This is a genomic window from Bacillus sp. IT-79MI2, assembly GCF_949768135.1.
GTDB lineage: Bacteria > Bacillota > Bacilli > Bacillales > Bacillaceae_G > Bacillus_A > Bacillus_A pseudomycoides.
Window position 1 is genome coordinate 77,537 of record NZ_CATKPV010000139.1, and the last position, 15,134, is coordinate 92,670.

General features: G+C 34.4%; 11 protein-coding genes and 1 pseudogene. 5 read left to right on the forward strand and 7 right to left on the reverse strand.

Translation table 11 applies throughout. The annotated features are described in order from the left end of the window. Nucleotides 1-9 precede the first annotated feature (9 nt). From ACM6HU_RS27845 to lsrF, 4 genes are read left to right on the forward strand one after another with little or no spacing between them, the layout of a single operon-like run. Nucleotides 10-960 carry a sugar-binding transcriptional regulator gene (locus ACM6HU_RS27845; protein WP_170927943.1) on the forward strand — a complete coding sequence of 317 codons (951 nt, stop codon included), beginning with the start codon at nt 10-12 and terminating at the stop codon, nt 958-960. Continuing rightward, complete coding sequence (gene lsrK, locus ACM6HU_RS27850; RefSeq protein ID WP_139350019.1) at nt 960-2,522, forward strand: autoinducer-2 kinase; 1,563 nt, start codon at nt 960-962, stop codon at nt 2,520-2,522. Before ACM6HU_RS27845 ends, lsrK begins: the two co-directional genes overlap by 1 nt. 24 nt (nt 2,523-2,546) lie before the next feature. Then, nucleotides 2,547-2,909: a cupin domain-containing protein gene (locus ACM6HU_RS27855; RefSeq protein ID WP_016115242.1), complete on the forward strand. Its 363-nt coding sequence runs from the start codon at nt 2,547-2,549 to the stop codon at nt 2,907-2,909. A 6-nt stretch (nt 2,910-2,915) separates the two neighbouring features. Beyond that, on the forward strand, nt 2,916-3,698 hold the full coding sequence (gene lsrF / locus ACM6HU_RS27860) for a 3-hydroxy-5-phosphonooxypentane-2,4-dione thiolase (RefSeq protein ID WP_016115243.1): 783 nt from the start codon (nt 2,916-2,918) through the stop codon (nt 3,696-3,698). 84 nt (nt 3,699-3,782) lie between these two features. Here the strand turns inward: lsrF and ACM6HU_RS27865 are convergent, their stop codons facing one another. From ACM6HU_RS27865 to bla, 3 genes are all read right to left on the reverse strand, one after another. Beyond that, a complete protein-coding gene (locus tag ACM6HU_RS27865; RefSeq protein ID WP_088094136.1) occupies nt 3,783-5,762 on the reverse strand; it encodes a penicillin-binding transpeptidase domain-containing protein in 1,980 nt (659 codons plus the stop codon). A gap of 427 nt (nt 5,763-6,189) precedes the next feature. Beyond that, nucleotides 6,190-8,322, reverse strand: coding sequence for a peptidoglycan D,D-transpeptidase FtsI family protein (locus ACM6HU_RS27870; protein ID WP_088094137.1), 2,133 nt, complete (start codon nt 8,320-8,322; stop codon nt 6,190-6,192). 424 nt (nt 8,323-8,746) lie between these two features. Continuing rightward, nucleotides 8,747-9,535, reverse strand: a complete 789-nt coding sequence (gene bla / locus ACM6HU_RS27875) for a subclass B1 metallo-beta-lactamase (protein WP_275857991.1) — start codon at nt 9,533-9,535, stop codon at nt 8,747-8,749. Between the two features lie 144 nt (nt 9,536-9,679). Here bla and ACM6HU_RS27880 point away from each other — a divergent pair. Further along, a pseudogene (locus tag ACM6HU_RS27880) lies at nt 9,680-11,459 on the forward strand (peptidoglycan D,D-transpeptidase FtsI family protein). Between the two features lie 11 nt (nt 11,460-11,470). Here the strand turns inward: ACM6HU_RS27880 and ACM6HU_RS27885 are convergent. From ACM6HU_RS27885 to ACM6HU_RS27900, 4 genes are all read right to left on the reverse strand, one after another. Beyond that, on the reverse strand, nt 11,471-12,298 hold the full coding sequence (locus ACM6HU_RS27885; RefSeq protein WP_016115248.1) for an SH3 domain-containing protein: 828 nt from the start codon (nt 12,296-12,298) through the stop codon (nt 11,471-11,473). Beyond that, on the reverse strand, nt 12,295-12,819 hold the full coding sequence (locus ACM6HU_RS27890) for an RNA polymerase sigma factor (RefSeq protein ID WP_016115249.1): 525 nt from the start codon (nt 12,817-12,819) through the stop codon (nt 12,295-12,297). Before ACM6HU_RS27890 ends, ACM6HU_RS27885 begins: the two co-directional genes overlap by 4 nt. Nucleotides 12,820-13,406: 587 nt before the next feature. Then, nucleotides 13,407-13,733 carry an antibiotic biosynthesis monooxygenase family protein gene (locus ACM6HU_RS27895; RefSeq protein ID WP_003207439.1) on the reverse strand — a complete coding sequence of 109 codons (327 nt, stop codon included), beginning with the start codon at nt 13,731-13,733 and terminating at the stop codon, nt 13,407-13,409. 108 nt (nt 13,734-13,841) lie between these two features. Then, entirely contained in the window at nt 13,842-15,059 is a 1,218-nt protein-coding gene (locus ACM6HU_RS27900) for an MFS transporter (protein ID WP_088094139.1), read from the reverse strand. Nucleotides 15,060-15,134 lie beyond the last annotated feature (75 nt).

The following is a 15,134-nucleotide window of genomic DNA, read 5'->3' on the forward strand; positions in this document are numbered from 1 at the left end:
GGTCAATTGTTGAAAGGGATGAAGAGCATGTCACAGTTGAACTTTGAAGAAAATTTGTTAACAAAAGTAGCCTGGTATTACTATAAAGATCATTTAACGCAGCAGGAAATCGCTTCTTTGCTTCACATTTCGCGAAATAAGGTCGTTCGGTTATTAGATAAGGCTCGAGCTGAAGGTGTCGTTACATTTCATGTAAAAGGTACGGGTTTACATTGCTTAAGCATTGAACGTGAACTAATTAAAAGGTTTCACTTGAAAGATTCTTTTGTTATTCCTACTCCGATGGAAAATAGCCCTAATTCTTTAGGGAAAGCTGCAGCGCAATATGTAGAAACTCATTTACAACAAGGAGATTTACTCGGTATTGGCTGGGGAGAAACAATATCAAAAATGCTAGAAAACATTCATTTTGAACCATCTATGCAACTTTCAATTGTTACCCTTACAGGTGGTGTAAATCACTATCTTCCTAAAAAGCAAAATTATTTAAATCACATGCAAGGAGAACTTCATATCATTCCCACACCATTTTTAGCATCCACAACCGAAATGGCGCAAAGTATTCTCTCAGAACCAGCAGTCAAAGATATGCTACATGTCGCTTCACTTGCTAATACAGCAATAGTTGGTATTGGTGGTTTATCTCATGATGCAACGATTGTAAAAGAAGAAAAATTAACGCTTCGTGAAATGACCTATATACGAAGTCAAAATGGTGCCGGAGATATTTTAGGGCAATTTTTCAATACACATGGAGAATTACTAGAACTTCCACATCACGATCGCCTAATTGGTACACCTCTTTCTATTCTTCAAAAGATGAAACACGTAGTCGGTGTAGCTGGCGGTGAAGAAAAATTAGATGCAATTTACGGGGCTTTAAAAGGTAGATTCATTCATACATTAATTACCGATGAGGACACAGCACTCTCCCTATTAAGAAAGGAAGGTGAATCATAATGTCTTCTCTATTAGCTTACGACGCAGGTACTGGTAGTATCAGGGCCGTCCTTTTCGATTTACAAGGAAATCAGCTTGCTGTGAGTCAAAAAGAGTGGGTTCATAAGCCCGACTCTCGTTATCCTGGTTCTATGAATTTTGATGTGATAGAGAATTGGAAACTCGTTCAAGAATGCACAAAAGATGTACTTCAAAAAAGCAATATATCCCCTTCTTCTATTAAAGGAATTAGTGCAACAAGTATGCGCGAAGGATTTGTTTTATATGATAAAAGTGGGCAAGAAATATGGGCATGTGCGAACGTTGATGGCCGTGCTTCTTCTGAAGTAAGTGAATTAAAACAGATTCGTTCAAATCTTGAAAAAGATTTATATGGGAAGTCGGGGCAAACTTTTGCGCTAGGTGCATTACCTAGATTGCTTTGGATTAAAAAACATCAACCTGATATATATGATAAAATCCATTCCTTTACAATGTTAAACGATTGGATTTTATATAAATTGTGCGGGGTATTACAAATAGACCCTTCCAATGGATGTACATCGGGTATTTTTGATTTAGAAAATAGAACTTGGGATAATTTGATTGCTGAGCAATGTGGGCTCTCTTTATCATTTTCTCCAACTGTAAATGAGGCTGGTACAGTTATCGGTCAAGTAACAAAACAAAGTGCAGAGCTGATAGGGTTACAAGTAGGAACACCAGTAGTTGCTGGGGGCGGAGATGCCCAGATGGCTTCACTCGGTTCGGGAGTCGTACATCCTGAACAAACATTTATTTGCGGAGGGAGCTTTTGGCAACAAGAAGTAAATATAACAAGTCCAAAAACAGATTCAAATGCTCGTATTCGCGTCAATTGCCACGCTATCCCTACACTTTGGCAATATGAAACAATCGCTTTTTTCCCCGGGCTTGTGATGAGATGGTTTCGAGATGCTTTTTGCCAAGAAGAAAAAGAACTTGCTACTAAACTAGGTGTAGATGCTTATGAATTATTAGAGGAACAAGCAAAACATGTGCCAGTCGGATCATATGGCATTATTCCTATATTTTCAAATGTAATGAACTACATTTCATGGCGCCATGCCGCACCTTCTTTCATTAATTTAAGCTTAGATGCTAATAAATGCGGAAAGAAAGAACTGTTCCGTACACTCGAAGAAAATGCTGCATTTATAGCACTTGGAAATTTAAAATTAATAGAATCATTAACAGGAAAGTTCCCTTCTGAAGTGATATTTGCTGGGGGTGCCGCAAAGGGAAAACTATGGCCACAAATTGTTGCGGATGCTCTCGGAATTTCTGTTAAAGTACCAGTTGTAAAAGAAGCGGCCGCCTTAGGAACAGCAATTGCGGCAGGAGTTGGTGCCGGAATATATGACTCTATGGAAACAATCTCTCAGGAATTTGTAAAGTGGGAAAGCACCTATGAACCGAATGCTGAAAATCATAAATTATATCAAAATTTCTATCAAACGTGGAAATCTGTTTATGAAAAACAACTCCCTCTAGCGGATGAAGGCTTCACATCACATATGTGGATTGCACCGGGGGCACTGTAACACATTCATAAAGGAGTGAACAATATGCTCAAAGTAAATGAAGAGGATTTTTCCTATCGCTTTGGTAACCATGGTCCAAAATATTTAGTAAAGGGCCCTAACATTGACCTTGGCGTTGTAGTGATTCAACCTGGGCAGGAATTTCAAAATCATTATCACACCATATGTGAAGAAATTTTTTATGCCTTAGAAGGCGAAATTGATTTCTATATTGATAATGAAAGAGTTCCTGTAAAACAAGGTGACGTCTTGCAAGTTCGCCCTCATGAATCTCACTATCTTATTAACCACTCAGATCAAATCTTTAAAGCTGTTTTTATTAAGTCACCACATTTACAAGAAAAAGATACTGTACAAACAGAAAATCCAAATTTAACGAAGGAGTGATTGACAATGACTTGGGGATTTCAAAATCGATTAAATACGATTCTACCTGATGGAAAAGCGGTTATGTTAGCAATTGATCACGGTTACTTTTTAGGACCTATTCATGGATTAGAGCAACCTTTAGAAACGGTGAAAAATTTACTTCCCTATACAGATTCTCTCTTCTTAACAAGGGGTGTACTCAATTCCTGCATTCCTAAAGACTGCAAAACACCAATGGTTTTACGTGTTTCAGGTGGTCCAACTGTAGTTGGTAAAGATTTAGCAAATGAGACCATTGTTACATCAATCAAAGAAGCACTGCGGCAAAATGTGGCCGGAGTTGGTGTATCTGTTTTTGTCGGTTCAGAATATGAAACACAAACCGTTACCAATCTAGCTAATGTTGTTTCTGAAGCACATGATTACGGCTTACCCGTGCTTGGTATTACAGCCGTAGCAAAGGAACTACAAAAACGAGAAGCTCGCTTTTTAGCACTTGCATCACGTGTATGTGTAGAGATGGGTGCCGATATTATTAAAACGTATTACTGCGAAGGATTTGAAAAAATTACGAGCACATGCCCTGCCCCAGTCGTCATTGCAGGTGGACCAAAATTAGATTCTATTGAAGATGCTTTAACCATTACATACCAAGCATTGCAAGAAGGGGCAATTGGAGTTGATATGGGCCGAAATATTTGGCAATCGGAACACCCAGCTGCGATGATTCAAGCGATTCATGGCATCGTCAAAAATGGCTTGAATGTGAAAGAAGGGCTAGAGTTGTATGATGAAGTAAAAAATTAAATTAGTTGATTAAATAATGTGTTTTTACTAAAAAAAGAACCCTCTTTATTAAAAGGGTTCTTTTTTAATGATAAAATCTAAGTATCACTTCTGAAAAATATGTTTTATTTTTTCACCTGGAACATTACTACCCCCTCTTCCTTTCACATCTTCAATCATCATTGTAACAATCATATCCGGCGCATTTGCATCGAAAGCTGCAAACCATCCGAGTTCTTTTCCATCTTCTTCTTTTGATTCTTTTAGTTCTGCCGTACCTGTTTTACCAGCAAGAGTCATGTCATCAATCCTAGCAATTTTCCCGGCACCATCGGAATCATTAATTACTTTTATTAACGCACTTTTTAATATTCTTTGACTTTCTTTAGAAATCACATTCTCTTTCCAATTCTTCACTTCTTTTTGTATCAGATGTGGAGACGGAATATTCCCTTCATTTACAATCGGTGCATATGTTAAAGCTAAATGAAGAGGTGTCATTAATACTTGTCCTTGACCGTATCCTGTATCTGCCAGTTGAATATCGTTTTTTATCCCATCTTTTGCAATGATTGAAATAGGAAATTCGTATTCAATCGGCAATTTTTCATGAAATCCGAACTTCTTAAGCATGCTTTCATACTGATCTTTTCCTATTTTTAAAGCTTTTTGTGCAAAATAAATATTGTCAGAGTACTTCATTGCCTTATCGAAATCAATTGGACTAGCATCTTTCACACGTGTTACATAATAATTCCCCCAAGATGAGTCTTTTGTCCACTTTAATCCTTCAATTTTAAACTCTTCCGTTGGATTTATAACTTTTGCTTCCAGACCAATTGCTCCTGTAATTGTTTTAAATACAGACCCTGGTACAACTGCCTGTGTGAAACGGTTTATCATTGGATTTTTAAAATCATTATTCCATACTTCACGTTGCGCTTTTGATGCCCCTCTAACTATTATATTTGGATTATAAGCTGGACTACTTACAAGGGCAATTGTTTCACCCGTCTTTGGATTAATCGCTGCACTAGATCCTGCTTCATTTTTCATTTCATTATAGATTTTTTCTTGAATTGAGGCATCAATTGTTAATGTAACATTCTCTCCATCTCTTGCTTCTGTTTTTGCTAAGTTTTTAATCTCTTTTCCGTTCTCATCTTCCATAAATACGCGTCCACCCTTTTCACCGCGCAATTTATTTTCTAAGACTTTTTCTAATCCTGTCTTACCTACTAAATCATCTGCTTGATATCCTTTTTTCTGAAGCAATTTTAACTCTTCTGCATTTACTTCTCCTATATATCCCGTTAAGTGTGCTGCCGCTTCTCCTAATGGATATGTACGAACTTTTACCGGACGAGACGAAACACCTTCCAACGAAATATAATCACTTTGTGTTCGTCCTTCTGGTAAAATACCAATTGGTACATAGGAATCTGGTTTGATCCATTTCGCTGTAAGCTTCTGGTCAACTTCTTCGATAGACATATTAAGTAATTGCGCTATTGTTTCTTTCGTTTGTGTTCCAGTATCTCCTAATTTTTCTGGAATAATTCCAACTTCAGTTGCCTTTCCATCCACTACAAGCCCTTTTCCATTTCGATCATATATTTCACCGCGTTTTCCTTGCTCTGTCTGCAGACGGACTTTATAATTTTTTTTCATCCCTGGAAAGATAAAGTCTGGGGTCCAATTTATTTTCCAAGATTTCTTATCTCCATCTTTTTCTTTCACAAGTGTTGCTTCATGTGAAAAAGAAATTTCTCCTCCTGCTGTATCCATACTTACGGTAAAAAGAATGACCTCACTTTCCGTTTTATCTTTACTTACTTTCTCTCTTTTAATTTTTAAATTCTCAACTCCAATACCTTCGTAAATTTTTTCATTTTTCTCTGTAAATTCTTTTTTTGAAATGGATTCTTTTGCGTGTTTTGACAGTTGATCATACATATCTGCAAATTTTTTGTCATTCCATAATTTTATATATGTTTCAAATGCTTGTTCTGAAGTTTCACCTTTATTGCATCCTACGAATATAAATGTGAAACAAAAGAAAAGTAGTATCCATATTTTTTTCAATTCAAACTTCTCCTTTAAATAAATCAAAATAGCTTAAATAATTCTTATAATCCTTTTTACATGAGTAACTTGCTATAAATAGTGTACATCCGCTCGTTTTCTACTGATTAATATGCACCTGAGATTTAATAATGGTCTATATCTTGGTAACAAAGTTATTATTAAAAACCTGTGAAATAGCAACTATACTAGCTGCTATTCCACAAATTCACCTTAATTCTTTTATTCAAAAAGCTTCTTAATATAAAGTACAACCTTAATAAGCACGCTCTAACCAGGCTTTTACGGGCAATTGAGTCCCACCTAAACTTGTTTGCTTTCGCCAAATTTTGAGGTAAGAGTCTTACTGCCCGTGAATAACTGGATAAACAATATAACTTGGACCCTAGTAATCATTACCTTCCCTACAGAGAACGAAATTTCACTATTACTGATTAGGATTCACTATATTAGTAGTTTCACCATTCATACGTTGCTTTTTCAAGTCAAAGTATATATCTAATATATCCTTTCCAATTAATGAATTAATCCCACTTTTATCATTGTGAACCCAAGGGACTACTACAGAAAATGCTATTTCTGGATTATCATATGGAGCATATCCAACTAATGTTAAATTGTAACACTCAATACGTTCTCCCTTCTCATTCCTTCCAATTTTACTATCTCCTCCATATACTGTCTGAGCTGTTCCTGTTTTCCCAGCTGGTTTATATGGAGCCTTTTGGAAATATTTCACACCGGTTCCATCGCCTTCTTGAAATACCCATCTAAAGCCTTCTTTTACTCGATCAATATATTCCGATTTCACATCCACTCGATTTAACACAACAGGTTCTATAGATTGTACAACTTGTCCAATTTCTTCTTTTTTTGTTGTTTGTTCTCGAATCTCTTGGACAATTTGAGGTTGCATTCGGTATCCATCATTTGCAATGGTTGAAATATATTGTGCCAATTGTAATGGTGTATACGTATCATACTGTCCAATAGAAAAATCTAATAAAAATCCAGGTTGGCTATCTTTCTGCCTCGTTTGTCCAGTTATTTCATTCGGTAAATTGATTCCTGTTGGGACGCCTAAACCAAATTGTTTAAAATAATAACGCATTGTGTCAAATGCTGCTTGTTTAATATCCAATGAACTATTTGGTACATAATTCACTCCAGCTATTTGTAACGCGGTATGAAACATGTATACATTTGATGATACTTGTAAAGCCCTTAAATCATTAATATTTCCAAATCCGGATACATTCCATGATTTTTTAACTCTCGTACCTTTAAACTTCATAGGTGTGTCATAAAATTGAGTCCCTGCTTGTATAGCTCCGGTTTGGTATCCAGTTAATAAAGTAGCACCTTTTACAGCTGATCCTAACTCATAAGAAGTTACCATGTTGCCTAATGCAAAATCTTCTACTTCTGCTTTCCCATCTTTTTCTACCAATCTCTTACCAGCCATAGATAATAGTTGTCCGGTTTTCGGATCCATCATGACAACAAAAGCACGATCCATTAATGGTTCAGAACTCTTAAAAGCTTTTAAATTTTTTTCTATACTTTCTTCTACTTTTTTTTGTAACTCCATATCAATTGTTAAAGTTAAATTGTTACCACTTTTTCCTTTAGAGACTGTTTCCGTTTGAATAACATTTCCTGCTTTATCAATATTATTTTTAACTTCTTTTTTTGTTCCATGTAATACATCTTCATATCGTTGTTCAATATAACTTTTCCCCACGCGATCGTTCCGATTATATCCGCGGACCAAATAAGAATCTAAGTGTTCTTTTGGCAATCCTTCTTCAGCACTTGTTATATTCCCTAATACCGAACGGAATAACTCACCATTTACATAGTTTCGTTCCCAATCAACTGTCGCATCTATCCCTGGGAGTTTTGCTAAATTTTCACTTATCCTCGTATACTCTTGCTCTGTCACGTCTTTTTTTATAATTTGTGGTGTCATTTGATAACCAGAACTCATTTTACTTTTAATAACTAACACTTGTAAGTCTTGTGGCGTGAGCTCTCCTAATTCTTCTTCTGTAATGCGTTTTCGTCTTAACTCTTCGATTCTTTTGTCTAACTCTTTCCCTTCTATACCCTTTTTTCTAAATTTTTCCTCTTCTTGCTTCGTGATCTTTTCTTTAGCACGCTTTTTATTTAATTGCATCCAAAAATCTTTTTTATCTACTTCCGTTAATTTGTTTATTTCTTCTTCTGATATTTCAAGTATATTTGCAATATCTTCTGCAGTTTTTAAAATGTCTTCAGAGCTTACACCCTTCAATCTTGTATACGTAATCGTACGAAGTGCTCTATTATCAACAACCGGTTTCCCTTCTCGATCATAAATTTTCCCACGGGGAACTGGTATACTCGTTGTTGCATTTTCATTTTTTTCCACTTGATTTTTATAGGTCTCTCCATCAACAATTTGTACTCTTCCTAGCTGAAAAATAATAGCCGAAAATAGTATAAATACGCAGAAAAATAAGATGTTTAATCGGATAGATATCGATGTCTTCTGCTTCTTTCCTGTTTGCTTTTTCATATATCCTCCATTTTTTAATGAATTTCATTCGGATTACAGTTTTATATACAAATTCACGCATATGTGTTATTCAATCTTTATACAAAGAAAACTAAAAAGTAGCGGTTCATTCAATTAATGAATTGAATAGATAAAAATGGAATCGTTCCTCTATTTACTTAAAGTGAAACTTCCATCAGTGGGCGTTTTCTTCATCCCTTACTGATAGTTAGCCCTCACCAACCGGGCTTTTACGGGCAGTTATTCCCCACCTCTCTTCCTCGTTTCTCTCTGACCCTTAAGGTGGAGGCTTACTACCCGTTAATGCTGGATAAAGAATAAGAGAAACTGCATTCAATCATAAGCAGTTCCCCTTATTTTTTTATTAATATATCTAAAACAAAAATTAGGCTGTTCTTCTATATTACGTGGCCGTCATACCCTATTAATTTTCATTATTTTTTAACAAGTTCAACGTATGAGTAAATAAACGACTATCTCCGGGATCTCCATGTCCTGGTACAATAATATTTATATCGCTGTATTTCTTTTCTACTTTTTTAATTGCCTTTGACCAATTAGATACATATGAACCTGGAGTTTGTACAATCTCTTGCGTATCTAGTGATTTTATTAAACATCCTCCAAATAGGATTTTATACTTTGGTAACCATACTGTTATGTTATCTTGTGTATGTCCTTTTCCTGGATAAAATGTTTCCACGTTTATATCACCAAATCGCATATTATCGCGTTTCTTCAAGTCTCCAAGAGGCTTATCAAAACCTTGTTTCTCTGCTAAATCAGCAGTTAAAGCCGTACTGTGTACCTTGGCACCTTTTTTAGTCAGCGTTTTAATTCCTCCTATACGATCGTCATGAGCATGTGTCACAATTGTTTCTGTGACCTCTTTTGTAGGAAATTGCTTTTTTAGTATTTGAAGTAGTTGATCTGTAAGAGCATCATTCCAAGGTGTATCAATCAGTACTAGTCCTTTAGACGTTTTAAGAATTAAACCATTTGCAGAAATACGTGTTCCATTTACCTCGCCAGTGCTTGTATGCATCCAGACTTTTGGACGCAACTGTGAAATGGATACATCTTTCTCTTGATTTTTATTTTTTATTTGCTCTACTTTTTCTGCAGCTTGTACTGGAAATATTGAACTGGTAAATTGGCTAATCCCTAATATACTTGCGCATAGACCTACTTTTAATATCAGTTTCTTTTTCATTATTATTGCTCCTTTCCTAGCAGCTTACTTCTCTAAAAGCGCTATTACACTTAATAGACAATACAAATGATAAAGTTGTTCCCACATTTACAAAAAAAATAATAAATTTTAATATAGAATAGAATCTGGATAAGGGAGGATTTTATGTTACATAAAAAATCGAAGAGGTGGATAATTTTAACGATTTTTTTCATTTTAGGAGTTGTTTTGATGGTTTTATTCATAACAAGGTTTATTTCGTTTACTATCACAACTTCTGCAGCTGAAAGAGGAAAAATTATTGACCAAAACGGAGTCATACTAGCCACAAATAAACAAATAAAGTCTTTGTATTATGTCTATAATATTGATTGTCCAGCCGATCAAGAAGTAGCGAAGATATCAAGTTTTCTAAATCAGTTTTCATCCAAGTTTAACCATAAAATTTCAGTAAATCACATACATTCACAATTACAAAAATCTTGTAAACATCATGATAAAAATGAAATACGATTACATGCAAACTTAAATGATAAAGAATCCGCATTTATAAACGAAAATAACTTCAAAAATGTAATAGTAAAAAATGAGTTGATACGTGTTTATCCACATCATGAAATTGCTTCACAAGTAATTGGGTATGTTGACTATGAAAAACACAACTCAGATTCTCATTATGTTCCTGTTGGTAAAAATGGAATTGAACTTCAATATGAAAACGATTTAAAAGGAAAACCAGGAAAAACTCTCACTTTTAAAATAAAAAATAAAAAGTTCTTATGGAACATACAAAGTCCTCAAAGAGGAAAAGATATTCAGCTAGCACTAGACTATAAACTTCAACAAAAAACAGAAGAAGCACTTAGGTCCCAAATTCTGAAAACACCTGATGCTACTGCTGGTTATGCTGTAGTGATAGATGTTAAAACAGGAGAAATATTAACTATGGCTAACTCGCCAGTTTTTGATCCAAATGTATTCAATACACCTTTATCATTGTCTGAAAAAGAAAACATCCAATTACTTGCTCAAAATAAAACAATCCAAAAATTAAAGTATGGTGATTCCTATATAAATATGGCATCAACTATAAAACCGCTTACTATATTAATTGGGTTAAACGAAAAGCTTTTTCAGCCTGAAGATACGTATTTAGATAAGGGTCGCCTTCAGTATAATAATCAAAATAACATCACCAATGCCGCTGGAACTCCAACTGGTGAAATTACACCGAGTCAAGCTATCATTAATTCATCAAATACATTTATGACAGCAAAAGTAGCAATTCCATTATTCAATAAAAATAATGGAAATTTAGAAAAAGTAGCAACCTTGTGGACGAATTATTTAAAACAATTCGGTCTTCGCTCGAAAACTGGAGTTGATTTACCCTTTGAAGAAAAAGGACAATATAAGTTACATGCATCTAGTAATTTTGAAAGTGGGATTTCTGCTTTATTGAATGCTTCTTGGGGCGCAAATGAAGTGCACACTACTCTCCAACTTGCTCAATATGCAGCTGCTCTTGCAAACAAAGGAGACAAATACAAACCTCAAATCGTGAACGCTATCATAGAAAACGGTGATAAAAGAACAAAAGAATTTAAACCAATTTTAGAAAGTTCAAATCGTTATCCTTCAAGTTTCTGGAATGTTTTACAAAGTGGAATGAGTCAAAATATACAAGAAATTAAAAATTTACCCTTTGACGTTGCTGGTAAAACTGGAATAACAGGTTCGCCAAACGAACAAAAAAAAGTTATAAACCATTCTCTGTTTATTTCATATGCTCCGACTAAAAATCCGCATATTGCTATTTCTGTCATTATTCCTGGTGGTAATTCTGAAACAAATAGTGCAGCTCTTGTTGCAGCGGAAATTTTAAAGGCTTGGGATACTCTTCAAAAAGAGAATAAAAAATAAAGAAAAAGGTTCAATAAAGTGAACCTTTTTCTTTTACCATATAGAATCTATACTCTTTATTTTCCACATACCATCATTTTGTTTTTCAAAAATGAAAGAATACTGGATATCTATTGAGACATGGTCTTCTTTTACATAACCGGTATAACCATTCATTGTAGTTATTTTTATATATCCATCATTATTCACTTTCTCCGGAATCCATGCTTTTACAGTTTCGTTAGATACCCGATATAAAACGCGTGAATCAGGTTTTGGTTGAGTTAAAATTTTTGTTTCTTCCCCAACAACAGTAGCATATAAATAACGTTCCTGCTTCGTTTGGTTACTTTCTGCCAATCCACTAGGTATTTTATATAATGTTTTCGTATCATTCACAAATTCTCCCCCCATTGCAAGAGCTACCTGTAAATCATGAAAAATATCATCATCAAACTTCCATTCATTTTTACTATACTTTTCTCCCTTAAAAATAAATTCTTCATCCAATACTCTATATAAATCGTTCTTATTTTTTAAGCTTGTGTTTTGATTTAATTCATCCATAAATTGTTTTAGTAATTGATCTTGATTAGATTCATCTTTCATCTTAACTTCAATTTGAGTGCTACTTTGCACAGGCGGTTCATTTTTTCCAAACCAGAATTGTTGAAAGTTAAACAGCACAGCCGTAAAAACTAGAACAGCTGCAACAGTGAATGTCTTTATACGAAATGGCCTTCTAATTTTAGGAGAACCTTCCTCCCTATTTTGGTATATGGATTGTTTTATCTTATAAATCAATTCCTCTTCGTCTTGAGGCTGTTTCATAGGCCCACCTTTTAATTCTTTATACCAATCCGGCTTTCTATCATTGTTCATAATTCATCCTCCGATAATATTTTTGAAACTCGTGCACGAGCGCGATGTAGCCTAGATTTCACAGTTCCAATAGACACGCCTAATGTTTCAGCAATTTCATCATAAGATAATTCATATTTTGCATCTAGTATTAATACTTCACGATGTTTTTGGGGCAAATTTAATACGATGTCCCAAACTTCATTCATAGTTTCTTTTTGTAAAAATTGTTTTTCTGCTGACGGATATTCCTTATCATTTCGAAAGAAACTTACTAAAGAAATCCTCTTAAAATAGGAGGACTTCAAATAATTTAAAGCTGTATTCCTTGTAATTTTTAATAACCACGTTTTAACAGAGGACTCATTTCGAAATGAGCTCCATTTTTTAAATACTTTTATAAACACCTCTTGCGTTATATCATCTGATAAATGGGTATCTTTTGTAATAATGAATGAATAATTCCATACGTCTTGCCAATGTTCTCTTATAACATTATCAATTTCATCATGATTGCAATTTTCAATAACCTTATGTTCCATCTCAACACCTCAAGCTTATTTGCATAAGCATAAACACCTTTCCTCATGTTTTATATTTGACTCCTTTATATAGACAAGACAAAAGTTTCTTTTGTTCCATTTTCTATTAAAAATCATACTTAAGAGTTCTATCACCGAAATTCCAAGATACTTGTATGCAATCTTTTAACATTTGACATACGAATTGCTTCTCTTTTTCAAGTGCTCACATATCCAATTCCTTGTATAGAATCTACCATTGACGTGCAACAAGTTGTATCATTTGGAAATATGTACATTCACCCTATATGTGGATAGAATTATCATTTCATGTCTATTTAGCTTAACCTTACTTTTCAAAAATACTGGCGATACCTATCACCAGCAAGATAAGATTGAGTCTCCAAAGGACTTTCTCTCATGTTGTTTACATGTTTAATATTATTCGTGTTTGTTTAAGCATTTACACATACCAATTAAATAAAAAAGTACACCACTACATATCGTGTGATGTACTTTTTTCATATATTATAAACAAGACATTGATATAAAAAAACTTTATGACACTTCCATGTCTTATATTTTACAAAATGTATTTCCTTTTTTGATTAAGATTGCTGATAAGCTGATTTTGATGATTTCACATAATAAACCGCATGCTCAGATTTCAAAATATGATCTGGTTTTGGTTTCCCGCGACTTTCTCTATGTCCAGCTAGATGCTCTTCACTTGTCTCCCAGTTTTTCCATGCATCTTCAGATTCCCAACGAATCATTACAACGACTTCTTCGTCCCCTCTTCTCACCTTTTTAACAAGAACACTTAAGTCGATAAACCCTTCAAATTTTTCAATAATACCTTCCCCAGAAAAACGCTGAACAACAAGATCTGAAGTTCCTTCTTTAACTGTAATTGTTTTCGTTTCGATAAACATATATCCCACTCCCTTTATTTGCAAATAACACTCGTATTCCTTTATTATAATTGATTATGATAATTATTTTCAATTAAAACATTTCATTTAAATTATACAACAAGGCTATTAAGCTGATTTTTCTCGAATAGATTCATCGAGAAATTTAAAATACGGGAGTAGCATTCCAGCTAAAGAAGTTACACATATGATAGATCCAATTAGTACATATAACGCCCTCACTCCCCATACCTCACTCAATACTCCTCCAACTAAAACACCTAGTGGCATCGCACCTCTTATTAAAAATAAGCGTACCGAAAATACCTTCCCCATCCTATCATTTGGTACAATTTGTTGACATATTGTCGTGTTATGGACATTAAAAAATGCCATGCATACGCCCGCTACAACTTCAATCATAACTGCTAAAATGATGCTATGATTTAGGCTTAGTGAAATATATGTGATTCCTCCTATCAATAGCGCCCCAAGCATGAGAAGACGCCGACTATGGTACTGCACTTTCCCAACAAGTATAGAGCCGATTACATACCCAAGGGGAAAACCTGCCATAAAATATCCATAATCAGCATAACTTGCTGAGAGTTCATCTATTATATATGGAAGATTAATAACCATCGTCACACCGACTCCAAATTGAACAAATGTGAGAAAAACACCTAACCAAACGATAATGGGTTGTTTAAAATAATAGGTGAATCCCTCAATAGATTGTTTTAGCCAACTTTTACGAATTGTTTGAGCTACTCTATGTTCCTGTATAAATAATAGTAAAGTACCACTTATAAATAGAAATAAACAAACGAAAAATAATGTTAGCTTTACTCCTATAAACTCAATAACAATTCCCCCTAATACAGGGGCTAAAAACATCACAAGACGAACCATTCCATCGATATAAGCATTCGCTGTTTGTAGTTCTTCCTTAGATACAATTGTCGGTGTAATTGCTTGATTGGCTGGTACGTAAAATGGAGTGATTAAGCCTACAATTATTTGTACAATAAAAATATGCCATGTTTCTATATTTCCAATGATTATCATACATAGAGGGAGTAAAAAAGCTAGCCCACGTGTCCACTGAGATACAATCATAATCCATTTCCGGATCCACTTATCAATGAAAGGACCAATGACAAGCTGTAAAAGAAGCGATGGGATAAAGTAAAGTAGCCACATACTTCCTAAGGCCATTTTCGAGCCCGTTAATTGATAAATAAGAATGGAATTACATAGGGTACCAAATGCACCGCCTAATTCAGAAATCGCGCTACCAATCCACATAAAGAAAAACGATCGATTTTTTAAAATATTTCTCCCCATTTTGCACCAACTTTTCTTTTTAGTTCTCCTCCTATTGTGCATATTCTATAAAAGTAAAATTATTTTATCTTTTAC